This window comes from Stenotrophomonas sp. GW821-FHT01H02A (genome assembly GCF_059422145.1).
The window spans coordinates 70,721-94,881 of sequence record NZ_JBWKWI010000011.1 but is presented as its reverse complement, the minus strand read 5'-3'; the positions used below and the strand labels follow the sequence as shown (position 1 = coordinate 94,881).

General features: G+C 66.7%; 21 protein-coding genes and 1 pseudogene. 15 read left to right on the top strand and 7 right to left on the bottom strand.

All coding sequences use genetic code 11. From position 1 onward, the window contains the following. Positions 1-53: 53 nt before the first annotated feature. Positions 54-1,115 (bottom strand): LacI family DNA-binding transcriptional regulator, encoded by a 1,062-nt coding sequence (locus AC07WC_RS16250; RefSeq protein WP_495210911.1) that lies wholly within the window; start codon positions 1,113-1,115, stop codon positions 54-56. 142 nt (positions 1,116-1,257) lie between these two features. Between AC07WC_RS16250 and AC07WC_RS16245 the strand changes: the two genes are divergently transcribed. Together AC07WC_RS16245 and AC07WC_RS16240 are read left to right on the top strand one after the other, a co-directional pair. Next, a complete protein-coding gene (locus AC07WC_RS16245) occupies positions 1,258-2,283 on the top strand; it encodes an AI-2E family transporter (protein WP_495210910.1) in 1,026 nt (341 codons plus the stop codon). A 14-nt stretch (positions 2,284-2,297) separates the two neighbouring features. Next, positions 2,298-2,816: a GNAT family N-acetyltransferase gene (locus tag AC07WC_RS16240; protein WP_495210909.1), complete on the top strand. Its 519-nt coding sequence runs from the start codon at positions 2,298-2,300 to the stop codon at positions 2,814-2,816. 40 nt (positions 2,817-2,856) lie between these two features. On the opposite strand, the gene AC07WC_RS16235 is transcribed toward AC07WC_RS16240, so the two are convergent. Next, positions 2,857-3,042, bottom strand: a complete 186-nt coding sequence (locus tag AC07WC_RS16235) for a hypothetical protein (protein ID WP_495210908.1) — start codon at positions 3,040-3,042, stop codon at positions 2,857-2,859. Positions 3,043-3,191: 149 nt separating this feature from the next. Between AC07WC_RS16235 and AC07WC_RS16230 the strand changes: the two genes are divergently transcribed. The 8 genes and pseudogenes from AC07WC_RS16230 to AC07WC_RS16195 all read left to right on the top strand — a co-directional run bounded on the left by AC07WC_RS16230 (position 3,192) and on the right by AC07WC_RS16195 (position 9,795). Further along, positions 3,192-3,653, top strand: a complete 462-nt coding sequence (locus AC07WC_RS16230; RefSeq protein WP_495210907.1) for a DUF1801 domain-containing protein — start codon at positions 3,192-3,194, stop codon at positions 3,651-3,653. 87 nt (positions 3,654-3,740) lie between these two features. Next, on the top strand, positions 3,741-4,202 hold the full coding sequence (locus AC07WC_RS16225) for a DUF1801 domain-containing protein (protein ID WP_495210906.1): 462 nt from the start codon (positions 3,741-3,743) through the stop codon (positions 4,200-4,202). Positions 4,203-4,289: 87 nt separating this feature from the next. Beyond that, positions 4,290-5,414: a metallophosphoesterase gene (locus AC07WC_RS16220; RefSeq protein ID WP_495210905.1), complete on the top strand. Its 1,125-nt coding sequence runs from the start codon at positions 4,290-4,292 to the stop codon at positions 5,412-5,414. 130 nt (positions 5,415-5,544) lie between these two features. Beyond that, positions 5,545-5,979: a pyridoxamine 5'-phosphate oxidase family protein gene (locus tag AC07WC_RS16215; RefSeq protein ID WP_495210904.1), complete on the top strand. Its 435-nt coding sequence runs from the start codon at positions 5,545-5,547 to the stop codon at positions 5,977-5,979. Between the two features lie 3 nt (positions 5,980-5,982). Then, a pseudogene (locus tag AC07WC_RS16210) lies at positions 5,983-6,702 on the top strand (DUF72 domain-containing protein); the annotation flags it as partial. A 27-nt stretch (positions 6,703-6,729) separates the two neighbouring features. Then, complete coding sequence (locus AC07WC_RS16205; protein WP_495210921.1) at positions 6,730-7,554, top strand: DNA-formamidopyrimidine glycosylase family protein; 825 nt, start codon at positions 6,730-6,732, stop codon at positions 7,552-7,554. 122 nt (positions 7,555-7,676) lie between these two features. Further along, a complete protein-coding gene (locus AC07WC_RS16200; protein ID WP_495210903.1) occupies positions 7,677-8,354 on the top strand; it encodes a class I SAM-dependent methyltransferase in 678 nt (225 codons plus the stop codon). Positions 8,355-8,568: 214 nt separating this feature from the next. Further along, positions 8,569-9,795, top strand: coding sequence for an MFS transporter (locus AC07WC_RS16195; protein WP_495210920.1), 1,227 nt, complete (start codon positions 8,569-8,571; stop codon positions 9,793-9,795). 75 nt (positions 9,796-9,870) lie between these two features. On the opposite strand, the gene AC07WC_RS16190 is transcribed toward AC07WC_RS16195, so the two are convergent. Both AC07WC_RS16190 and mqo read right to left on the bottom strand, forming a co-directional pair. Beyond that, a complete protein-coding gene (locus AC07WC_RS16190) occupies positions 9,871-12,042 on the bottom strand; it encodes a TonB-dependent siderophore receptor (RefSeq protein WP_495210902.1) in 2,172 nt (723 codons plus the stop codon). 330 nt (positions 12,043-12,372) lie between these two features. After that, positions 12,373-14,064: a malate dehydrogenase (quinone) gene (mqo, locus tag AC07WC_RS16185; RefSeq protein ID WP_495210901.1), complete on the bottom strand. Its 1,692-nt coding sequence runs from the start codon at positions 14,062-14,064 to the stop codon at positions 12,373-12,375. Between the two features lie 205 nt (positions 14,065-14,269). Here mqo and AC07WC_RS16180 point away from each other — a divergent pair, with 205 nt between their 5' ends. Further along, positions 14,270-15,388: a PAAR domain-containing protein gene (locus AC07WC_RS16180; protein ID WP_495210900.1), complete on the top strand. Its 1,119-nt coding sequence runs from the start codon at positions 14,270-14,272 to the stop codon at positions 15,386-15,388. Next, positions 15,373-15,867, top strand: a complete 495-nt coding sequence (locus AC07WC_RS16175) for a hypothetical protein (RefSeq protein ID WP_495210899.1) — start codon at positions 15,373-15,375, stop codon at positions 15,865-15,867. The genes AC07WC_RS16180 and AC07WC_RS16175 overlap by 16 nt, the downstream gene beginning before the upstream one ends. An 18-nt stretch (positions 15,868-15,885) precedes the next feature. On the opposite strand, the gene AC07WC_RS16170 is transcribed toward AC07WC_RS16175, so the two are convergent. Together AC07WC_RS16170 and AC07WC_RS16165 are read right to left on the bottom strand one after the other, a co-directional pair. Further along, positions 15,886-16,482: a hypothetical protein gene (locus AC07WC_RS16170; RefSeq protein WP_495210898.1), complete on the bottom strand. Its 597-nt coding sequence runs from the start codon at positions 16,480-16,482 to the stop codon at positions 15,886-15,888. A 121-nt stretch (positions 16,483-16,603) separates the two neighbouring features. Then, positions 16,604-17,509, bottom strand: coding sequence for a LysR family transcriptional regulator ArgP (locus AC07WC_RS16165; protein WP_495210897.1), 906 nt, complete (start codon positions 17,507-17,509; stop codon positions 16,604-16,606). Between the two features lie 134 nt (positions 17,510-17,643). Between AC07WC_RS16165 and AC07WC_RS16160 the strand changes: the two genes are divergently transcribed. The 3 genes from AC07WC_RS16160 (at position 17,644) to AC07WC_RS16150 (ending at position 22,405) form a co-directional block, all read left to right on the top strand. Beyond that, the gene (locus AC07WC_RS16160; protein ID WP_019184554.1) at positions 17,644-18,279 is read left to right on the top strand and encodes a LysE/ArgO family amino acid transporter; all 636 of its coding nucleotides are present in this window, start codon (positions 17,644-17,646) and stop codon (positions 18,277-18,279) included. Positions 18,280-18,385: 106 nt separating this feature from the next. After that, positions 18,386-20,266, top strand: a complete 1,881-nt coding sequence (locus AC07WC_RS16155) for an alpha/beta hydrolase family protein (protein ID WP_495210896.1) — start codon at positions 18,386-18,388, stop codon at positions 20,264-20,266. 138 nt (positions 20,267-20,404) lie between these two features. Further along, positions 20,405-22,405 (top strand): alpha/beta hydrolase family protein, encoded by a 2,001-nt coding sequence (locus tag AC07WC_RS16150; protein WP_495210895.1) that lies wholly within the window; start codon positions 20,405-20,407, stop codon positions 22,403-22,405. On the opposite strand, the gene AC07WC_RS16145 is transcribed toward AC07WC_RS16150, so the two are convergent. Then, positions 22,359-24,134: a peptide MFS transporter gene (locus AC07WC_RS16145; protein ID WP_495210894.1), complete on the bottom strand. Its 1,776-nt coding sequence runs from the start codon at positions 24,132-24,134 to the stop codon at positions 22,359-22,361. The genes AC07WC_RS16150 and AC07WC_RS16145 overlap by 47 nt on opposite strands. Between the last annotated feature and the right edge of the window lie 27 nt (positions 24,135-24,161).

Below are 24,161 nucleotides of genomic sequence, written 5' to 3'. Positions count from 1 at the left end.
TTACATGAGGCTATGAAAAGAGGTTGATCGGTAAACCGCCAGCGCGGCGACGGTCAGTCGCAGGCGATCGGGGTCGACTGCGAGGAGGTCCGGATGAGCAGCTGGTGGGGCAGGATCTGCTCGCCGCAGGGCAGCCCGGCATTGCCGGTGAGGCAGTCGAGCAGCGCCCGGGTCGCCGCGGCCGCCATCCCGGCCATCGGCTGGCTGGCCACGGTCAGCGGTGGCCAGGCGCGCCGCGCGGCGGCAGTGTCATCGAAGGCGGCCAGTGACAGATCCTGCGGAACCCGCAGGCCCGCGCGATGCGCGATCCACAGCACGCCCAGCGCCATGTCGTCATTGCTGGCCAGCACGGCCGTCGGTGCTGAGGACATGCCGAGCAGCGCTTCGCCGATGTCGCAGCCCGACTGGAACGAAAAGCGGCCATGGCGGATCAGCTCCGGCGGGATCGGCAGTCCGGCCCGCGCCATCGCCTCCTCGAATCCGGCAAGACGCTCCCGGCTGTCGCCATGCTCCATGGGACCGGCCAGGAACGCGATCCGCTGGTGGCCGCTGTCGATCAGGTGCAAGGTGAGCTGATCGGCCGCCAGGCGGTTGTCGATGCGGATCGTCCGCATGCCCGGCAGTACCTGTGCACCGGCCAGGGCAACGGTGGGAATGCCGAGCCGCATGAAGGCGTCCGAGCCGGACAACAGCTCCGCGTACGGTGGGATGAGGATCAAGCCTTCGGCGCCGGCCTTGATCGCATCCATGGCCCGCTGTTCGGCATGTTCAAGCGTCGGCGAGGTGCCTTCGCAGACGATCAGTCCGGCGCCTGCCGCGTTGGAGCTGGCCAGCACCGCGAGCAGTGCGTCGGTCAGGAAGGGCGAGCGGTCACCGGAATGGATCAGTGCGAGACGGGTTCCCGCCGCACCGGCGAGACGCCGCGCCTCAAGATTGGGGACGTAGCCGGTCGCACGGATCGCTTCCCTGACCCGCGCGCGCGTTTCCGCGCCCACCTTGCCGGTGCCGTTGATCACGTTGGATACGGTCATCGTCGAGACGCCGGTGCGATCGGCAACCGTCTTCAGCGTTGCAGGGCGGTGCGGAGGTTGGCCTGGGCCTGGACGGTGCGCCATCGAAACGCCTGCTGGAGAACAGCGGGTATTGGAACGGGTTTAACGTTAAACCCGGCTGAGCCGGATGAACCGTTCGTGCCGGCGGTCCACGTTCCTCCGAGCGTGATCCACTACCATGGGCCACCCGTCAGGATGCGCCCGCATGTCCCTCGTGATCCCCGCGTTGCCCAAGCCGCCCACCGCCCGCATCGCGGCCTGGCTGCTGATGCTGCTGGGGATGTGGCTGACCTTGAAGCTGGGCCTGGTGGTGACGCTGCTGTCGGGCCTGCTGGTGTTCCACCTGACCCATCTGTTGGCCTCCACCGTCGAAGGCAGGCTGCCGCCCGGTCGCGCCCGCGCCTATTCGGTGATCGTGCTGTCGGCACTGATCATTGGCGCGCTGACCCTGGCGGCGATCGGCATCGCCTCGTTCTTCCGCAATGAGACCGGCGGCCCCGATGCGCTGCTGATGCGCCTGATGGACATCCTCAATACCTCCCGCCACCAGGTTCCGGACCTGCTGCAGCCTTACATCCCGGAAGATCTGCAGGCGCTGCGCACGGCGATGAACGACTGGGCCGCCACCCATCGCCAGCAGCTTGGTATCGCCGGCACCTCGGCCGTGCAGATCAGCGTGCGGATCCTGATCGGCATGGTGCTGGGCGCGATGATCGCGCTGTACGACGAACTGCCGCTGCCGAAGATGGGGCCGCTGGCGCAGGAGCTGATCGGGCGCACCAGCCGCATGGCCACGGCGTTCCGGCAGGTGGTGTTCGCGCAGGTGAAGATCTCCCTGCTCAATACACTGTTCACCGCGATCTTCCTGCTCGGCGTGCTGCCGTTGTTCGGCGTGCACGTGCCGCTGTCCAAGACCCTGGTGCTGATCACCTTCCTGGCTGGCCTGTTGCCGGTGGTGGGCAACATCATCTCCAACACGGTCATCACCATCGTCGCGCTGTCGGTGTCGTTCTACGTGGCCGTGGTCGCGCTGCTGTACCTGGTGGTCATCCACAAGCTGGAGTACTTCCTCAACGCACGCATCGTCGGGGGCGAAATCCAGGCACGTGCCTGGGAACTGCTGCTGGCGATGCTGGTGATGGAAGCGGCATTCGGTCTGCCGGGCCTGGTCGCGGCGCCGGTGTTCTATGCCTACATCAAGCGCGAACTGCTGGACCAGCGCTGGATCTGAGTCAGGAACCGCCCATGCCGTCTTACGACATCATCACCCTCAGCACCGCGCGCCTGACCCTGCGCCCGCAGGTCATGGCCGATTTTCCCGCCTATGCGGCCTTCCTGTCCTCACCACGCGCGGTCGGCGTGGGCGGGCCGATGGACGAACGCGCGGCCTGGGGGCTGTTCTGTCATGACCTGGCGCAGTGGCCGTTGTTGGGGCATGGCGCATTGATGATCGAGCTGACCGCGACCGCCGAGTGCGTCGGGCAGGTGGGGATCAACCATGGGCCGCTGTTCCCGGAGAAAGAGCTGGGCTGGTTGTTGTACGACGGCCATGAAGGCCGGGGATATGCCACCGAAGCCGCTGCAGCGCTGCGTGAGTGGGCGTTCTCCGCACTGGCGTTGCCTACCCTGGTCAGCTACATGACACCGGCCAATACCGCGTCGGCGCAGGTCGCGTGCCGCCTTGGCGGGGTGCTGGATGCGGCAGCCGCACGAAGCGACCCGACGGATCTGGTCTACCGTTACGGGAGCCCGGTGCAGGTCTGACCGGCCGCATGCGGTGCTGCGCGCCGGCCCGGGATCCGTGTCAGACGGACCTGAAGATGCGTGATTTCCGGTAGCCGCCGTGGCTCAGGAAGCGGCCACTGTTGCCGGTCAGTGCAAACCGCACCGCGACCAGCCACGCCTGAACGGGGGGGCATTGCCATTGACGCGCCTTGTCGTAGGCCAGGTTGAAATGGCGGACCGCGCGCCACGGGTGCTTCTGCTGCAAGGCGGACTCTCCTGTTGATCTTGTGCTAGGATGCTGGAGAACCCGCTGCCACGATGCCATAGAAGAATGTTCAAATTTCCGTGGCCGTGCATTGCTGCCTGGTACGGCGCGGTCTATAACGCAGGCAGGTCTCACACAGGAACGGCAGCATGGCCGCGAACCGACCCTGCGCATCAGGAAAGACGTCGCTGCCTCCGCTGGCGTCCGGCGAGCCCCGGCTGCTGTCCGGCGGCAATCCGCAGATTCCCAAGGGCGATGGCGATGGCCCGGTGCAGGCCTACATCGCCGCCATGCCGGGTTGGAAGCGTGCCGTCGGCGACCGGCTGGATGCGCTGATCGTGGCCACCGTTCCCGGCGTACACAAAGCGGTCAAATGGAATTCACCGCTGTATGGCATTGATGGCGACGGCTGGTTTCTCAGCCTGCATTGCTTCACCCGCTACATCAAAGTGGCATTTTTCAGAGGGATGGCCCTGCAGCCGCTCCCGCCGGTCGCCTCCAAGAGCCAGGACACGCGCTACCTGCACATCGAGGAGGGCGTCCCATGGGATGAGGCGCAGTTCCGCGCGTGGGTGACGCAGGCCAGCCGGCTCCCCGGCGAGCGGATGTAAGCGCCGGCTTGAAGCCCCCTCCGATCAGGTCTATAACGCGCACGAAGGGCGCTGCCGACCGGGCCGCCCATGGTGACCGGTGAGCCCATGACCCAGCCCAACGCCAGCAAGACCGCAGCTGCCAGCGCGGCCAGCGGGCCGTCCGCATCGCAGCAGATCGATGCCCGCATCCAATCGCTGGACGATTGGCGAGGCGCGGCCTTGTCCAGGATCCGCGGCTTGATCCACCAGGTCGCTCCGGACGTGGTGGAGACCTGGAAGTGGCGTGGTGTGCCGGTGTGGGAGCACCACGGCATCCTGTGCACCGGCGAGACCTACAAAACGGCCGTGAAGCTGACCTTCGCCAAGGGCGCGTCGCTTGCCGATCCCAAGGGCCTGTTCAATGCCAGCCTGGACGGCAACACCCGCCGCGCCATTGATCTGCATGAAGGCGAGACGCTCGATGCGGCCGCGTTCAAGGCGTTGATCCGGGCGGCGATGGCGCTGAACCAGGCAGCGAAGACCAATGTTCCTGCGTCGCGCCCGAAGGCGACCAAGCGCTCTGCCTGAATCAACACGACCTCCTGCACTGGAACACACGGCCTGAATCAGGAACGATGGGCGGCTGACTCCCCCAACGTTTTCCAGGATGTGCCCGTGCTGAGTGCGATCGGCTGTTTGCTTGCGTTGTATCTGGTGTGGCGGGTGATCTGGCCGCTGCGACTGCCGGCTCCGGTCCGGATCGGGCTGGGCCTGCTGGTGGTGGCGCTGGCGCTGCACCATCGTATCGTGGCCCAGTTCGCCGGCACCATGGCCTCGCCCGAGATTCCCAAGGCGATGATCGCCGTGCTCGCCACCGGCTTCACCACGCTGCTGCTGAGCGCGGTGTTCGTACTGCTGCTGGATGCGCTGCTGCTGATCGCGCGCCTGCTGCGCTGGCAGCGCGTGGTGCCGACGCTGCGCGCTGCAGGGTTGCGGCCCATGGCCGGCGCGCTGGCGCTGCTGTTGTCCGCTTATGGCATCTGGCAGGGCATGGCGGTCCCCAAGCCGCGCCAGATCGACGTGGCGATCAAGGGGCTGCCGGCCGCGTTCGACGGCTACCGCGTGCTGCAGCTCACCGACATCCACGCCAGCCGCCTGCTCACCGGTGCCTGGGTGGAGAAGGTGGTCACCGAAAGCAATGCCCTCCAACCGGACCTGGTGGTGATCACCGGTGACCTGATCGACGGCAGTGTCAGCGCCCGTGCCAACGACTTCGCCCCACTCGGCAGGCTGCATGCGCCCGATGGCGTCATCGCGATCACCGGCAACCACGAGTACTACGCGCAGTACGCCGACTGGATGCAGGCTTTCCGCGGGCAGGGCATGCAGGTGCTGGAGAACACCCACACCCAGGTGCAGCGCGACGGCGCCACGCTGACCATCGCCGGGGTCACCGATCCGGTGGCCGCGCGCTACGGCCTGCCCATGCCGGACCTCGGCGCTGCCCTGGCCGGGGCGGATCCGCAGGCACCGGTGATCCTGCTTGACCATCGCCCGGTCGAAGCCCGCGCCAATGCCGCGCACGGCGTGGCGCTGCAGCTGTCCGGTCATACCCATGGCGGGCACATCCTCGGTATGGATCAACTGGTCAAGCGTGCCAATGGTGGCTATGTTTCCGGCCGCTATCAGGTGGACGGGATGACGCTGTATGTCAGCAACGGTGCCGGGCTGTGGCCGGGCTTCGCTGCGCGTATCGGCGTGCCGTCGGAGATCACCCTGATCACGCTGCGGAGGGGGTGATGTCGCTGGCGCTGTTGCCCAGCGGGAGCACCTCCCGGGCCGTGTGAAATTTCCGGCAGTGGGCGTGCACGCTTCGGTCACCGCGCTGCGCGGAGGCTGGGCGCACACGCCACGCCCACCCGGAGATTCCATGACCACGTTGACCCTGCCCGAACTGGCCAAGAAGATGGCCGGCATCGATTTCGCCATGCTGCAGACCCACACCGCCAGCGGCGAGATCGCCGGCCGGCCGATGAGCAACAACGGCGACGTGGACTACGACGGTGACAGCTACTTCTTCGCCTTCGACAGTGCCGACATGGTGACCGAGATCGAGCGCGACCCGAAGGTCGCGCTGTCCTTCACCGGCAGCAAGTCGCTGCTGGGCAAGCCGCCGCTGTTCGTGGCGGTGGAAGGGCATGCCACGCTGAGCCGCGACCGCGCGACCCTGCAGGCGCATTGGGTCGCGGACCTGGAGCGCTGGTTCAAGCAGGGCGTGGATACCCCCGGGATCGTGCTCATCCAGGTCAAGGCGACCCGCATCCACTACTGGTCCGGCGAAGACGACGGTGAGATCCGGCTGTAAGCCATGGGGGCAGCCTCCGTCAGGATCGGATGTGCAGGCTGGTCGATCCCCGGCCGTCATGCGGCGCTGACCGGGCAGGGCGAGAGCATGTTGGCGCGCTATGCAACGCGATTCTCCGTGGTGGAGATCAACTCCTCGTTCTACCGCCCGCACCAGCAGCGCACGTATGCACGCTGGGCGGCGAGCGTGCCGGCGGACTTCCGGTTCTCGGTGAAACTGCCCAGGGCGATCTCACATGAGGCGGCGCTGCGAGGGTGCGGCCCCGCCCTGGACCGTTTCCTGGAGGAGGTCGGCGGGCTCGGTCGCACGCTGGGCGGACTCCTGCTGCAGCTGCCACCGAGCCATGCATACGATGCGCGGGTGGCGGCGAGCTTCTTCGGCATGCTGCGCCGGCGCACGCAGGCGCCCGTGGTCTGCGAGCCGCGCCATGCCAGCTGGTTCACCCCGCAGGCCGAGCGGATGCTGCAACGGCACGCGGTGGCGCGCGCTGCAGCCGATCCTGCGCGCGTCCCCGCGGCGGCAACACCCGGCGGCGATGCCAGGTGGCGCTACTGGCGCTGGCATGGCGCGCCGCGGATGTATTACAGCGCGTACAGCGAGGTGGCGCTCAATGCATTGGCGACGGAGCTTGCTGCGCAGCGTTCCGGTACGCGCTGGGTCATCTTCGACAACACCGCCCACGGGTTCGCGGTTGCCAACGCGGCGCGGCTGCAGGACCTGCTCGGAGGGCATCCCTGCTGGAGCCTGCACATGCCTGAAGGTCCTTCCATCGTCATCCTGCGCGAAGCGGCGGCGAAATTCCGCGGCAAGACCGTGCGCCTGGCGACCGGCAACAGCTCGCTCGATCTGACCCGCATGGAAGGCCGTCGCGTGGTCGCCCTGCGCAGCTGGGGCAAGCATTTCCTGATCGAGTTCCGTGGCTTCAGTCTGCGCGTGCACATGCTGATGTTCGGCAGCTACCGCATCGATGAGCGCAAGCCATCACCGCCCCGGGTGTCGCTGCAGTTCGACAACGGCGAGCTCAACATCTATGCCTCGTCGGTGAAGTACATCGAAGGCGCGCTGGAGGACACCTACGACTGGCGTGGCGATGTGATGGACCCGTCGTGGGATCCCGGACGGGCGCGCAGGAAGCTCAAGCAACACCCGGACACCTTGATCTGCGACGCGCTGCTGGACCAGGACATCTTTGCCGGCGTCGGCAACATCATCAAGAACGAGGTGCTGTTCCGCACGCGCGTGCATCCCGAATCCACGGTCGGCGCGCTGCCGCCGCGCAAGCTGGGCGAGGTCATCAAACAGGCGCGGCAGTACAGTGTCGATTTCCTGGCGTGGAAACGGGCATTCGTGCTTCGCCAGCACTGGCTGGTGCACACCAAGCGCACCTGCCCCCATTGCGGTGGCCCGCTCGGCAAGACCTACCCGGGGACGACCCGGCGGCGGACATTCTTCTGCCCAGTCTGCCAGGTACGCTACGGTCCGGTCCCGGCGGCACCCAAAGCGGTACGCAAGACCGCACCGCGCGCACGCAAGGCGGCACCGGCGCGTTCAGCGAGGTCCCCGCGCATGGCGTAGGATGGGCTGTCACCCGCACATACGCGCGTCCTGCGCGATCGATGTCCGATCGCCCTCGCTCCCTTCTCCGAGTCCTTCCTGCCGATCCCGGGATGAAGGCTCCCGTGTCCCACGGAGCGCTCATGCCGGGCTATACCACCCGCATCCTCACCATCCCGGTCGGCGGTCACGACTTCCGTATCCGCGCGCTCAGCGATCTGCAGCAGTTCTCCGATCCCACCGGTCGCGCCGAACGCGCCGGCATCCACTCCTCGCTGTGGAGCCTGTTCGGCCAGATCTGGCCGGCCGGCCGCGCGTTGGCCGAGACCATGAGCCACTTCGACGTGGCGGGTAAGCGCATCCTGGAGCTGGGCTGCGGGCTGGGGCTGTCCAGTCTGGTGCTGGCGCACCGTGGCGCGGACGTCGTCGCGACGGATCACCACCCGTTGGCCGAATCCTTCCTGGCCTACAACGCGGGGCTCAACGACCTGCCGGCCGTGACCTACCGCGACCTGCCCTGGGAAGTCCCCGACGGCTCGCTGGGGCGCTTCGACCTGATCATCGGCAGCGACATCCTCTACGAACGTGGCCATGCCCATCAGATCGCGGCGATGATGCTGCGGCATGCCAAGCCCGATGCCGAACTGCTGATCACCGATCCCGGGCGCGGCAACGTTGGCGCATTCTCGCGCGGCATGGCGCTGCAGGGCTTCGGCGTAACCGAAGCGCTGGGCCTGTTCGAGGACGAAGGCAATGCGCCGGGCAACGGCCGGCTGTTGAGCTATCGACGCGGCGCTGTCCAGCCGGCGGTCGTGGCCTGAGCACGGGCCGGGCGCGTTGCGACACTGGCGGCCTGCCGTGACGCGGCGTGCAGATCGGCTGTCGTAGGCTGTCGCCGTCCAGATGCGGCCCAGGTGGCCCGGAGTACGCGATGCACTGTCGACCACGGTCGAGCCGCGATGACCTGCGAGCCAGCAGGACGCACGCTTGAGCTCGGCCACCCCCCTGCCGGATGCACGACCGCGGACGCGCTCGATGATCATCGCTGGCCTGTCGACCGTGGTGGAGTGGTACGACTTCACGCTCTATCTGTATCTGGCCACGGTGCTGTCACGGGTGTTCTTCGGCGGTGGCGAGAACGCGCTGCTGGCCACCCTGGCTGGATTCGCGGTGTCGTACCTGATGCGGCCATTGGGCGCGCTGGTGTTCGGCCACCTCGGCGATCGCTTCGGTCGGCGCTACATGTTGCTGGCCTCGATGCTGCTGATGACATTGGCCATGCTGGCCACGGCCCTGCTGCCGACCTTCGGGAGCATCGGGGCCACTGCCGGTGTGCTGCTGTTGCTGCTGCGTTGCCTGATGGCCTTCTCGGTCGGCGGCGAGTACACCGGGGTGGTGGCGTACCTGCTGGAAACCGCCCCCGCGCGGCGGCGCGGCCTGGTGACCTCGCTGGCCTCTGCGGCGAGCGAGGTGGGAGCCCTGTTGGCGGTGGCGCTGTCGGCGCTGACGGTCGCGCTGCTGAGCCCGGCCCAGCTGGATGGCTGGGGCTGGCGCATTCCATTCTTTGTCGGTGCGGCGCTGGCCGGTGCGATCCTGCTGGCACGTTCGACCATGCACGAGTCACCCGAATTCGAGCGGCAACAGGCCGAAGGCACCGTGCCGGAATCGCCGATCCGCGACACCTGGCGGCACCACAAGGCGGCCATTGCACGCACCTTCGCGATTTCCGCACTGGGTTCGATCACCTATTACGTGGGCATCACCTACGTCCCGGCGTTCCTCGGTTCGGTGGGGCAGGTGAGTGAATCGGAGGCGTTGTGGTTGTCCACGGTCGCGGCGGTGGCGGTGATCGTGGTGACGCCGCTGGCCGGTGCATTGTCGGACCGGGTGGGTCGTAGGCCGGTACTGATCGCGCTGGCGGGCCTGTCCGCATTGCTGCCGTTGACGATGTTCTCGGTGATGGCCGGCGCCAGCACGGTCACGATCGGGCTGGCCGCGGTGGTGCTGGCCTGCCTGGCCGGTGGGGTCAGCGCAGTAGCGGCACCTGCCACCGCCGAGCAGTTCCCCGGCGAGGGTAGGCTCAGCGGGCTGGCCCTTGGCGTCACCATGGCCACCGCGTTCTTTGGCGGCGCCACGCCGCTGCTGGCCGAGCTGCTGGTGCGGCACACCGGCTGGTCATCGGCACCCGGCGCGATGATCGCCCTGGTCGCCGTGCTGGTACTCCCGGTGACGTGGACGCTGCGCGAGACGCGGCCGCGCTAGTGCCGGGTGGGCGAACAGAAAACGGGCCGCCCGGAGGCGACCCGTCTGTCCCAACCTGCCGCAGGGCGTCCGGCCTCAGTACTTCCAGCGCAGGCTCACCGAGACGAAGCGCGGCTCGCCGTAGTTGTTGTAATCCAGGTTGGCCCAGTAGGTCTTGTCCAGCGCGTTGCGCACGCTCAGCGTCGCCAGCCAGTTGTCGCTGATGCGGTAGTTGGCGTTGAGGTTGACCAGCATGTACGCCGGCTGGTTGACGGTCACGCCGACACCCGACGGGTGTGGCACGTTGAAGGCCTGCACCTTGCTCTGCCAGGAGAAGCCGCCGCCGATGCTCAACCGATCCCAGCTGCCCGGCAGCTGCACCGTGGTGTTCAACTGCAGGAAGTCCTCCGGCAGGTTGGCGTAGATCAGGTCGGTGGCGGCGCGGGTGACCTTGACGTGGGTGTAGCCGGCGTTGACCGTCCAGCCCGGGCGGATCTCGCCGTTGACGTCCAGTTCCCAGCCACGCGACTTGGTGCCGTTGACCCCCACGTACGCCGAGGTGCCGTCGCTGAGCGAGCCGTCCGGCTGGCTCATGTCGCGCACCGCGTAGTTGTCCTGCTTGGCTTCGAAGATCGCCGCGTTGGCGGTCAGGCGGCCATCGAACCACTGCGACTTGATGCCGGCTTCCAGGTTGGAGCCTTCCACCGGGGCGAGCAGGTTCTCGTTCTTGTCCTTGTAGTTCTGCGGATTGAAGATCTCGGTGTAGCTGGCATAGACCGAGAAGTCCGGCACGACGTCGTACACCACGCCCACGTACGGAGTGACCTCATCGGTGACCTTGTACTGGCCGCTGGTGCCGGTGTATGCGCCAGCGGTGTTGTAGGAACGGGTCATCGTTTCCCAGCGGCTCAGGCGGGCACCGGCGATCAGCGACAGCGGATCGGCCAGGCGCAGCCGCGTGGAGGCATACACACCACTCTGCCGGGTGCGCGCGATGCGGCTGGCGCCGGTTCGCGAAGCGGTCAGCTCGGGGATGTCGCCGTTCCAGGTGTGGATGTTGGGAATGTCATAGCGCCAGCGTGCGACCGAGGTCAGCGTCCAGGTGGTCGATTCCAGGTCCGACCAGCTGCCACCGACGACGACATCGTGTTCCTGGCCGAACAGCGGGAACTTGCCCGACAGGAACACGTCCACGCCATCGCGGGTGTCTTCGGCATCGCCGGCGCCGGCCAGCAGGTAGGTGCCGCTGCCGGTCACCGGATCGGGGTAGCCGCTGCCGTAGACGCGTACGTTCTGCACGTTGCCTTCGGTATGCGCGGCATTGACCTTCAGCAGCCAGTTCTCGCCGAAGCGCTGTTCCAGGTTGGCAAACGCCGTGCTGGTTTCGCGCTGCCAGCGGGTCCACTTGGGGGCCATGTTGGTCGAGCGCGGCAGATGGGCGAAACTGCCGTCGCTGTTGAAGAACGGCACCGTGCCCCAGGTCGAGCCGACCGGGTTGTTGTCCTGGCGCTGATAGCCCAGGGTGACGGTGGTGCTGTCGGTCAGATCGCCTTCGACCACGGCCATGCCGGACATTTTGTCTTCGGTATAGCGGTCGTAGTAGTAGTCGCGGTCCTGGTAGGCGGCGACCACACGGCTGCGGAAGCGGCCATCGCTGGTCAGCGGGGCGTTGACGTCCGCCTCCATGCGGCGGAAATCCCAACTGCCGGCACTGATCGCGAAGGACGCATCGAAATCACGGCCCGGCCGCTTGCGCAGCAGATTGACCGTGGCCGAAGGGATGCCGGCGCCGCTGAGCAGGCCGTTGGCGCCGCGGATCACTTCCACGCGATCGTAGAAGGCGGTGTCGTACTCCTGGTTGGTCGAACCGCTGTAGGTCGGCAGGCCGTCCACCTGGAAGTCGGTGATGGTGAAGCCACGCGCGTAATACAGCGGGCGCTGGGTGTCGTAGAAGGACACATTGACGCCGGTGATGTTGCGCATCACGTCGTTGATGCTGAACAGCGACTCGGTCTGCAGCCGCTCCAGGCCCAGCACGCTGGTCGACTGTGGGGTCTCCTGCAGCGTGATCGGCAGACGCGTAGTGCTCGACGGTGTGGCGCGGTCACCGACCACGCTGACTTTGTCCAGGGTCTTGGCATCGGCAGTGCCGGCGGCATCGGCCAGCGCATCGGCAAAGGCCTGCGGAGCGGTCAGCGAGAGGGCGGAAAGCAGGGCCAGGGCGAGCGGGGCACGGCGGGAGCGGAGCGGGTGGGCGCAACGGGACATGGGGGGTCTCTGGGCGGCAGCAGGGAATGAAGGGCAACAGGCAGGCAACGCCGGCGCACAGGCGCCAGGCACGGCTAGATCCATCCTGGGAAAGCAGGGGGTGGGGCAGCGGCGGGGCGACGGCAATCCATTGAGACCGTCAAGCGCCGACGCGATCACCCTGCGAGGTGTAAATGTAAATCGTTCTCAGCCGCTTTACAATTCTTGAACAATCGGTCGCGTCGGCGTAGGAGCCGGAGCTCGGCGATGGACCCCGGAACGCAACCGGCCACCGCAAGGGTGGCCGGAGGGAAACCGTGGCGAGGGTCCGCAGGCCCTGCCGGGGCAGGCTTACAGCGCCTGCAGTTCTTCGTTGGCGTTGCGCTTGGCCTCGGCCGGCTTGGCGGCCGGCGGCGGGGTCAGCATCACGGCCGGGCTGGTCTCGACCGGTACGTCCAGATACGGCAGCTTCAAGGTGTCGCTGGTCAGCCGGCGGATCTCGTTGGTCAGCGCCGGGCTGTCGTTGAGCTTGCGGCCGTACGACGGCACGATCTCTTTCAGGCGTGCTTCCCAGCCCGCCGCCATCTGCTCGGGGAAGGCCTTCTTGAGCAGGTCCAGCATGATCGGCGGCGAGGTGGAGGCACCCGGCGAAGCACCGAGCAGGGCGGCCAGGGTGTGGTCCTGGTCAGTGACGATTTCGGTACCGAACTGCAGGATCGAGCCCTTTTCCGGGTCCTTCTTGATGATCTGCACGCGCTGGCCGGCGGTGACCAGCTTCCAGTCCTCACGCTTGGCATTGGGGTAGTACTTGACCAGCTCGGCCTGGCGGTCGTCATCGTTCAGGCGCGCCTGGCCCATCAGGTACTTCACCAGGTCCAGGTTCTCCAGGCCCACATCGACCATGCCCGCCACGTTGTTGTGGTTGACCGAGGAATACAGGTCGAACCACGAGCCGTGCTTGAGGAACTTGGTGCTGTACAGCGCGAACGGCCCGAACAGCACGACCGGCTTGCCATCCAGCTTGCGCGCATCCAGGTGCGGGACCGACATCGGCGGCGAGCCGGTTTCCGCCATGCCGTAGGCCTTGACCGAATGACGCCCGGCCACTTCCGGCGACTGGAAGGCCAGGAACTGCCCGCCGACCGGGAAGCCGGCATAGTTCTTCGACTCCGGGATGCCCGACAGCTGCAGCAGCTTGAGCGCGGCGCCGCCTGCACCAATGAACACGAAGCGCGACTTGAGGGTGGATTCGTTGTCGGACTTGAGGTCCTTGACGGTCACGTTCCAGCTCTTGTCATCGTTCTGGCGCAGGGCGCGCACTTCATGGTTCAGGTGCAACGAGAAGTTCGGGCTGCGTTCCAGGCCGGCCGTCAGCTGGCGGGTGATCACGCCGAAGTTCACGTCGGTGCCCAGCGGCATCCAGGTCGCGGCGACCTTCTGCTTCGGGTCGCGGCCTTCCATCAGCAGCGGTGCCCACTGTTTGATCTGCGCGGCATCCTCGGAGTACTGCATGCCGTAGAACAGCGGGTTCTTGACCAGTGCCTGCTGGCGCTTGTGCAGATAGGCGATGTTCTCATCGCCCCAGACGAAGCTCATGTGCGGGGTCGGGTTGATGAAGTCGCTGGGCTGGCTCAGGCGGCCTTCGCGTACCTGGTGGGACCAGAACTGGCGCGAGATCTCGAACTGCTCGGCGATGCCGACCGCACGCTTGGTCTCGATGCTGCCATCCGGCAGTTCCGGGGTGTAGTTCAGTTCGGCGAACGCGGAATGGCCGGTGCCGGCGTTGTTCCAGCCGTCCGAACTTTCCAGCGCGACCCCGTCCAGGCGCTCGTAGACCTGGATGTTCCAGTCCGGTTGCAGCTCCTGGAGGAAGGTGGCGAGCGTGATGCTCATGATGCCGCCGCCGACCAGCACGACGTCGACCGGCTTGTCGTTGCCGGCGGCCGGGACCGAGCGCTGATGCAGTGGCCAGTACAGGAACAGGGCCGCTGCCAACAGCAACAGCACGAGCAGGCCGAGGACGACCTTCGCTAGTTTTTTCATGGGGATCTCAGGTAGGGAGACATGGGAAGGATGCCGCCGCTGCCGGGAACGCCCGTGAAGACGGGCGTCACAGCGGTACCTTGATCGCCATTTTAGCCCTTTCCGGTACGGATTTGGTGCAACGCAGCATCCGACTGGGTGCCGGTCGCGGGCGCTCTCCGGTTAAACTGACAAGGCTGAATACTTCAAGATAAGAAGGTACGCAATGGCAAGGATGCTGGTCGTGGTCGGTGATCACCTCCATCTGGGCGGTACGGTGGTGGCCGGCTCCCCCTTCACGGATATCGATGGGCGCGCCGTTGCCCGGGTCAACGATCGGGTGGTGTGCAAGGTGCATGGCCCCGGGGTGATCGCCAGCGGCGATGCCACTCTCATCATCGACGGCAATCCGGTGGCCCGCCACGGCGACAAGGCCAGCTGCGGTTGCACGCTGCTGGCCGGCCAACAGGCGATGGTCAGCGTGGATGCTGGTGGTGGCGGGGGCGCCAAGGGCAGCAGTGGCGCGGGCAAGGCGGCGGTGATCGCCGCGGCAGTGTCCCTGGCTGGGGCGCTGTTGAAAAAAACGGATGCCGCCACGCCGCCACCCTCGCCCAGCCCGCCACCGCCGCAGTGCTGGGTGCGTGACCATGAAGCGCAGATCGCGGTGGATGCCGATGGGCGCTATTTCGAAACCCTCGACCCGCAGGGCAGCAAGTACGAAGGTCCGTTCCCGGTGTCTTACCACATCGCTGTGCCGGCCAAGTCCGGTGGCGATGTGGTGGTCTCGATCAAGGCACGCGTCACCGCGCTGGCCGGGGTCACGCCGGGCGATGTCACCAGCGCCAAACTGCGCATGATGGAAGGCGTGGCCAGCCACTGGAACGGCAAGTTCACCCTGGCGGTGAATGACCCGCAGTGCGGCACGCGTTCGTTCCCGATCCGCTACGAGATCCACTGGGTCGATGCCGGGCAGGACTACACGCTGCTGCTGCACAAGGAATACGATCGTGAAATGGTCGATCCGCCCACGGTCTACGTTGCCACCACGACCGACGGGTGGACTTACGCGCATGAATTCGCCCACTGCCTGGGCCTGCCCGACGAGTACTCGGAAAACGAAGACGACGCGCCGGACACCGTGCGTTACATGCGCCCGGACGGCAGTGTCGATCCGGCCACGGTGGAAGCGCTGGCGTTCCGCGACAGTACCGATGCGCTGGCCACCCTCATGTCCACCTACCATGCCACCCGCACCCACCCCAGGCACGCCTGGAACATCGGTCGCGAGGTGCAGGAGCTGCTCAGCCGCGACCTTGGCCGGGAGATAACATGCACCGTTTCCTGATTCCGCTGATTGCCCTGTTTGCCGCTTCGCCCACGTTTGCCCAGACCCCGGAACCCGCCCCCATGATCGAACTCCACGCCCGCTGCATCGACGATGCCCAGTGCCGTTTCCTTGGCGATGATGTGCGTGTCGAACTGGAACTGCGCAACAGCGGTCGCAGCGAGGTGGCGCTGCCGGTGGCCTTCCTGCGCAAGCGTGGCCCGGCGGTGCGCCTGGTGGACCGCCATTCGGGCAAGGAAAAGCAGCTGCGGCGCAATCCCGTCGACGGTCTGATGCTCAAGGACCTGCAGACGCTGGCACCGGGCCAGTCGGTGCGTTTCACCTGGCCGATCACCCCGAAGGAAATCACCGACTTCGCGCTGCGCCCGGTCGATCTGGACGCGGTGTTCGGTTTGAACATCACGCCCGAGCGCAAGGGCGCCGATGCCACCATCGTGCGCGCCAAGCTGCACATCGTGGACGGCCGGGTCGGGATGTGAGGCCTGGCGCGGGGTGGCTCAGTCGCTGCCCAGCGTGAAGTACTCCGCGGCGAAGTACCCGCACTGGTAGCCGAGCGCCGCCAGTGCCAGCCACAGGTGCCCCCGCCGCGTTTTCATCGTCATGCCCAACGCGGCGATGGCCAGCATCAGCACCGTATGTACCCAGTACGCCTGGCCCAGCATCTGCCAGCGGCTGTGGCCCTTGATCGCGGTGTCCACCAGGTCCAGCACGGTGATCAGTGCCAGCACCCCGAAGAACCCGCCACGCCGCTGCAGCAGGTAGTTCTCCAGACTGCCGAACTCGCGTACGTCGTCGGGGAACAGCAGGGTGCACAGCATGAACCACGAAGCGCAGTAGCCGATCACGAACAGGTAGGTTTCGACGTTCCAGTGGCGTACTTCGCCGAGACGGAACTCCCACCACCAGAACGTCACCACCGACAGCAGCGCCCACACCACCCAGCACAGGTGGATCCACGACCAGCCGCGCCGTTTCGGGTGCTCGATGATCGAGGCCAACCCACGCAGCAGGGTGGTGATGCTCAGCCCCAGGATGATGCTGAGCACTACCCGGATATGCAGGTAGACCGGATCGCTGTCCATCGACGTGCCCACGGCTGGAATGCACCGATGCTGCATCGGGGCGGGTCGTCGGGTCGTGTAGGGCCCGGATACGTGCCCCGGCACGGCTCCGGTACGGCAGCCGACGCACGGTCGGCGCTACCGGTGGGCGGGGTCAGCGCTTCTTCCGCACCAGCGTCGCCGAGGCCGCCAGCACCGCGCGGGTCAGCAGCGCCATCGTCTGCACGTCGCCCTTCCAGTGCTGCCAGTACAGCGGGACGTCTTCCCACGCGCGCTGCTTCATGTGCACCAGGCGCCCGGCGTCCAGGTGGCGCTTGACCAGCGGCAGCGGGTTCATGGTCCAGCCGAGCCCCCCCAGGTTGGCCTGGACGAACGCGCGGGTGGAGGGAATCCACCAGGTCGGCGCGGTCAGCGGCAGGTCGTTGCCAGCAAGGCGCCGGGCGAAACGCGCCTGCATGTCGTCCTTGCGGTTGAACACCAGCACCGGTGCCTGGGCCAGCGACTGCGCGTTGACACCCTTGGCGAAGTACTGCTCATGGAACGCCGGGGTGCAGGTGGCGGCATAGCGGATGCTGCCCAGCGCGTGGATCTGGCAGCCCTGCACCGGCTCGTCCAGCGTGGTGACCGCGCCCAGCACGGCACCCTGGCGCAGCAGGGCCACGGTGTGGTCCTGGTCTTCCGAGCGCAGGTCCAGGGTGGTGCCGGTCTGCCGCGCGAACTGCAGGGCCGCGTCGGGGAACCAGGTTTCCAGGCTGTCGTGATTGACTGCAACCGGGATGCTGGCATGGGGCAGGTCCTCGTCGGCGATGCCCATCCGGTGCAGGGCGTCATGCTCGAGCAGGGCGGTCTGCTCGGCCAGCTGGACCAGCACCTGGCCCTCGGTCGTGGCCACCGCCGGTGACGAGCGCTTGACCAGCAGCCGCCCGACCCGGTCTTCCAGCGCCTTGACCCGCTGGGAGACCGCCGAGGCGGTGACATTGAGCGACTGCGCGGCACGTTCGAAGCTGCCTTCGCGGATCACCGCCGCCAGGGCGCGGAGCTGGGCATGGTCGATGCGCATGATCTTAAGTTCTGCTAAAGATGGTTAAGTAAGTTTAGCTCTACTTTTTCATGTTGCGGCGCGACAATATGCGCCATCCGGTGCTGTACGCCTTGGCGAGGCACCGCCCCCCGGCAAGACACAGGTGGTATCCCATGTTTTCGATCATTTCCGGCGGCGCCGGGCTGAGCGCGTGGCTCAGTGGTGCCGCGACCGGCATCGGCCTGTTCGCGGTGGTCGGCGCGCAGAGCGCGTTCATCCTGCGCCAGGGCATCCTGCGCAAGCACATCATTCCGGTGGTGGCGACCTGCGCCGCCATCGATGGCATCTTCATTTTCGCCAGCGTGGCCGGCCTGCGCACGTTGACCCAGGCGCTGCCGTGGCTCACCACCGTGGTGCTGTGGGGCGGCGTCGCCTTCCTGGCCTGGTACGCCTGGCAGTCGGCGCGGCGCGCGCTGGCCGGTGGCGGCGGCATGCACGTGGACGAGGGCGACAGCACCTCGCGCCGCGCCGTGCTGATCTCGGCGGTCGGTTTCTCGCTGATCAACCCGCACTTCTGGCTGGACATGATGGTCATCGGCGGAATCGCCGAGAACTTCGGCAACGCGCGGATGGCCTTCGCCGCCGGCGTGTTCACCGCCAGCTGCCTGTGGCTGACCGCACAGGGCCTGGGTGCACGCCTGTTGGCCCCGCTGTTCACCAAGCCCAAGACCTGGCGCATCCTCGACGGCACCATCGCGGTGATCCTGTCGATCCTGGCGCTCAGCCTCGCGTTCCGCGGCATGCATTGAACTCTCTCCTCGATGCAGGTCCTGGAAAATGGCACCGTTCGCGGTGCCATTTTTTTGCCTAGAATCGCCGTTCCGGACACGATGTCCAAGGGAGCAGGGGGGAAGGATGAAACGCATACGCGTGTGGGGAATGACGGTGTTGCTGGCCCTCTCGGGCCAGGCCGGTGCAGTGGATCTGGAGCACTATCTGCGCCGCGATGCCTTTGCGGATATCAAGATTTCGCCGACCGGTGAGTTCTATGCGGCCACCATACCGATGGAGGACCGCACCGCGCTGGCGATCATGCGCCGCGACAATGGAAAGGTGGTCGGCTCGTTCGTCCCGCCCAAGAACAATCATGCCGATGACTTCACCTGGGTCAACGACCAGCGCGTCGTGATCGGGTTGGCCGAGAAGCTCGGTTCGCTGGACCAGCCGCAGCCCACCGGTGAACTGTTCGGCATCAACGCCGATGGCGGCCGGGGTGAACTGCTGATCGGCTACCGGGTCCAGGGCAACGGCCCGGGCACGCGCATCCAGCCGAAGAAGGTCGAAGCTGTCGCCGCCTTCCTGATCGATGCACTGCCCGACCAGGACCGTCGGGTGCTGGTCAAGGTGATGCCGTTCTCGCCCGATTCCTACACCTCGGCCGAACGGCTGGATGTCAACAGCGGCAAGCGCACCCCGGTCGCCCGCGCGCCGGTGCAGCGCGCCGACTTCGTAGCCGATGGCCGGGGCGAGGTGCGTTTCGCCGACGGGGCCGCCACCGACAACATCAACAAGCTGTACTACCGCGACGGCGGTGGCACGGCCTGGAAGCTGATCAACGATCAAGGCGTCAGCCGCCGGATCGAGCGGGCCCTGGGCTTCTCCGAGGATGGTGCACTGGCCTATCTGCTGGTCGAGCAACCCAGTGGCCCGGACGTGATCGTGTCCTGGAACCCGTCGACCAACGAGCGCCGTGAGGTGTTGCGCGACGAGGTGGTCGATCCAGCCCGGGTGATCTACAAACGTGGTACCTCGATCCCGATCGGGGCGCTGTACCTGGGCGATAAGCCGCGGACCCGCTTCTTCGACGAAACCTCGGCCGATGCACGCCTGCAGCGCAGCCTGGAACAGGCGTTCGGGCAGGCGGTCTTCATTACCTCCTCCTCGCGCGATGGCCGATTGGCGATGGTGCAGGTCTGGTCCGGCAGCAATCCGGGCGACTTCTACGTGTTCGACACGCAGGCCAGGAAGGCCGACCTGGTGGTCAGCCGCAGCCAGTGGGTGGATCCGGAGCAGGCGGCGGTGGTGACGCCGATCGCCTTGAAGGCCCGCGACGGTTTGTCGCTGCACGGCTTTGTCACCCGCCCCAAGGGCAGCGAGGGCAAGCGCCTGCCGATGGTCGTGATGCCGCACGGAGGGCCGTTCTTCGTCTACGACGACGGAAGCTACGACATGGAAAGCCAGTTACTGGCGGCTGCCGGGTATGCCGTGCTGCAGGTCAACTACCGGGGCTCGTCCAACTATGGCCGCATGCACGCCCATGCCGGTGGCCGGGAGTGGGGTGGCACCATGCAGGACGACCTGACCGACGCCACCCGATGGGCAGTGGCCGAGGGCATTGCCGACGGGTCGAAGATCTGCATGTACGGGGCCAGCTATGGCGGTTATGCGGCCTTGATGGGCGTGGCCAAGGAACCGTCGCTGTACCAGTGCGCCGCGGGCTATGTCGGGGTCTACGATCTGCCGATGATGTTCACCACCGGTGACATCCAGCGCCGCGGTTCGGGCGAAACCTACCTCAAGGAGTGGATCGGCGACCGCACCCAGCTGGGCGCGGTTTCACCGGTCAATCTCGCCGACCGGATCAAGGTGCCGGTGGACGCGTTGTACTACCCCACCGAGGGCCACGGCTTCTATACCGACCCGCATCGCCGCGAGTACTACACCAAGCTGCTGGCGTTCCTGTCCAACAGCCTGGGTGGGCAGACGGCGATGGCGTCGACGCCTGCGCAACCGTAAGTCGACGTCCCGTTTGCGATGCGGCAACGGCGCTGGAAGGCGCCGTTGTCGTCTCCGCCCGCCTTGCCACTGGCCGGCACGACGGCGTTCTGCCTAGAATCGACCAGCCGGACAGGGTGTCCGGAATCGGGGGGAAGGATGCGCAAGGAGATGCTGGGCGTGCTGCTGTGCATGGGCTGTGCATGGCTGCCGGCGACGGGGAGCGCTGTGGAGCTGGATCATTTCCTCCGCGAGGACGTGTTCAACAGCATCAAGATTTCGCCGGGAGGTGAGTACCTCGCAGCCTCGATTCCCCTTCAGGACGCCACGGCGGTGGCCATCCTGCGTACCGCGGACATGACCCTGATCGGCTCCTTCCGGCCGCCGCGCAACAACCATGCCAGCAACTTCGACTGGGTCAGCAATCAGCGCCTGGTGATCGGCCTGGCGCTGAAGTCCGGTCGGTTGGACGAACCACAGCCCACCGGCGAGCTCTACGCCATCAATGCCGATGGCAAGGGCGGCGAACTGCTGGTCGGCTATCGGGCAAGGGCGAACAACGAGAACGTGGCGGCATTTCTCACCGATGAACTGGTCGACGATGATCGCAACGCACTGATCGCCGTCTGGCCATTCACCGAGAACCCCCAGACGCGGATCGAGCGTCTGGACGTCGTCAGCGGGCGGCGTACGGTCGTGGCCCGGTCGCCGGTGCAGCGGGCCAACTTCGTGACCGACAACAGCGGCGAGGTGCGCTTCGCCCATGGCGCTGGCCCGGACAACCTGAGGAAGCTCTACTACCGTGCCCGCGGCGGTACCGACTGGGAAATACTCAACGACGAGGCCGTCAGCCATCGCGTGGAGATGCCGCTGGGTTTCTCGGCCGACGGCAGCCTGGCCTACCTGTGGGTCGAACAATCCAGCGGACCCGATGCGATCGTGAGCTGGAATCCACAGACCCGCGAACGGCAGGAGCTGTTGCGCGATGAGGTGGTGGATCCGGCCCGGGTGATCCATCAGCCCGGCTCGCGCATCCCGGTGGGGGCGCTTTACCTCGGGGCGCAACCGCAGGCGCGCTTCTTCGACGCGGCAGCGCCCACCGCACGCCTGTACCGCAGTCTGCAGGCGGCGTTCGATGGGCCGGTGTATGTCACCTCCAGTACCCGCGATGCGCGCACCGTGCTGGTGGAGACCTGGTCGGGACGCAATCCCGGCGATTTCTATCTGTACGATACGGTCGGAAAGGCGGCCAGGCATTTGACCAGCCGCAGCGAGTGGATCGATCCGGCGGAGAGCGCGGAGGTCCGCTCATTCACGATGACCGCACGCGACGGGCTGCCGCTGCATGGTTTCCTGACGATTCCGCACGGCAGCGCGGGGCGCAATCTGCCGATGGTCGTGGTCCCGCACGGGGGCCCGTTCGGGGTGTTCGACGACGGCACCTACGATCGCGAAACGCAGCTGCTTGCGGCCGCGGGCTATGCGGTGCTGCAGGTCAATTTCCGGGGGTCGTCCAACTATGGCCGTGCGCACACCCAGGCCGGCAGACAGCAGTGGGGCGCGGCAATGCAGGACGATGTCACCGATGCCACCCGCTGGGCGATCGCGCAGGGGGTGGCGGACCAGGCCCGCATCTGTATCTATGGTGCCAGCTACGGTGCTTACGCCGCGATGATGGGACCGATCCGGGAGCCGGGTCTGTATCAGTGTGCGGCTGGCTACGTGGGCATCTACGACCTGCCGATGATGCATGCGCGCGGGGACATCCGCGATGCCCGCTCCGGGCGGAACTATCTGCGCGAATGGCTCGGTGCCCCCGAGGCGCTGGCGACGCGTTCGCCGGTGAACCTGGCCGGACAGGTCCGCGTGCCGGTGTTCCTGGCGGCAGGTGGCGAAGACGAGCGCGCGCCGATCCTGCACACCAGAAGGATGGAGGCTGCCCTCAGGCGTGCCGGCACGCCGGTGGAAAGTCTGTATTACAAAACGGAAGGCCATGGGTTCTACACGCTGGAGCACCAGCGCGAGTACTACGGCAAGCTGCTCGCGTTCCTGTCGCGGAGCCTGGGAGGAAAGACGGCGTCCGTGGGTCCGGAAAACAGCACGCGCGGATCGTCTACTTCACCCCGTGCATCATCCGCTTCAGCAGCGGCGAACAGATGAGTGCGACGGCCGCGCAGCCCAGGCCGATCCACATCAGCAGCCAGAACAGGTGTTCATAGCTGGCGGCGGCGCTGACGATGTCCATGCTCTGGCCTTCCGGCACCTCGATCGCAGCGAGCTTGCCGAACAGGGCCGCCAGCGTTTCCGAGAACGCGGTGGCCAGGAACCAGGTGCCCATCATCAGGCTCACCACGCGTGGCGCGGCAAGCTGGGTCACCGCCGAAAGGCCGACCGGCGACAGGCACATTTCGCCGATCTCCAGGATCAGGTACGCCAGCACCAGCCACCACACGCTGGCCATCTGGCCGGTCGCGCCGACCTGCTGGGCGGCCAGTGCCAGGGGCACGAACGAGAGCGCGGCGAAGATCAGCCCGATCGAGGATTTGATCGGCTTGGACGGATCCATGCGGCGTCGGTCCAGCCACGCCCACAGCATGGCGAACAGCGGGGCGAGCACGATCAGGAACAGGCCGCCCAGGTAGGTCAGCGAGCCGGCGGTCTGCGGAATCACCAGGCAGTCCCGGATCAGCATCACCAGCATCAGCGCGACGATGCCGATGAACAGATGGCGCGGTGCCGATGAGCCGGGGCTGCGCTCGGACAGACGTGCGGCCACCACGAAGCCCAGCGGCGCCAGCAGCAGTGAGGCGATCGACCACGGCAGCGGGGTTCCGCCCTGGATCACCAGCGAGGGCACCAGGTCCTTGGTCAGCAGACGGTCGGTGAAGGTCACCCAGGACCCGTAGGTCTGCTCGTACAGGGTGAAGAACACCAGCGCCATGAAGATCAGCGCCATCAGCGCGATCATCTGCTGGCGCTGCACCGGCGTGCAGCGGGTGCCGGTGAACCAGGCGAACCAGACCAGCACGCCGCCGAGCACGACGATCATCAACATCAAGGCCAGGCTGATTTCGCCGCCAAGCGCGAACGCGCCGTTGGCGGCCGCCCACATCAGCGCGGCCACCGGGATCACGCCGAGCACGGCCACGGCATAGATCAGCCATTCGCGGCGGATGCCGAGCACGCGCTGGCGCAGCGCGGGCAGATCGGACGGTTCGGCATGGCCCTGCAGATACTTCTGGCCCCACAGGAACATGCCCAGCCCGATCACCATGCCGATGCCGGCCGCGCCGAAGCCGTATTTCCAGCCGTAGGCCTCGCCGAGGAAGCCGCACACCAGCGACGCGAACAGCGCCCCCAGGTTGATGCCGGCGTAGAACAGCGAGAAACCCGAGTCGCGGCGTGGATCGTTCTCCGGGTAGAGCTTGCCGACGATGGTGGAGATGTTCGGCTTGAGGAAGCCCACGCCCATGATGATCAGGGCCAGCGACAGGTACGTGATGCCCAGCGCCGCGTCATCGCGGACCACCGCACCATCGATGCGGACCGCCGCGTGGCCCTCGAATGCCATGCCCAGATGGCCGAGTACCAGCAGTACGCCACCGAACACCACCGCTTTGCGCATGCCCAGCCAGCGGTCGGCGAGCAGGCCACCGAACACCGGGATGCAGTAGACCAGGCCACCATAGGCACCGAGCAGATCCAGCCCGGCCTTGTCGCCGAACAGGTGGTACTTGGTGAGGTACAGCAGCAGCAGCGCCTTCATCCCGTAGAACGAGAACCGCTCCCACATCTCGGTGAAGAAGCAGATGTAGACGCCCTTGGGGTGACCGAGGAAGTCGTCGGTGGCGGGCGAGGCTGCGGAGGCGGGCAGGGCGGCTGCGGTCATCGAGGGATAGGGCAGGGCGGGCAAGGG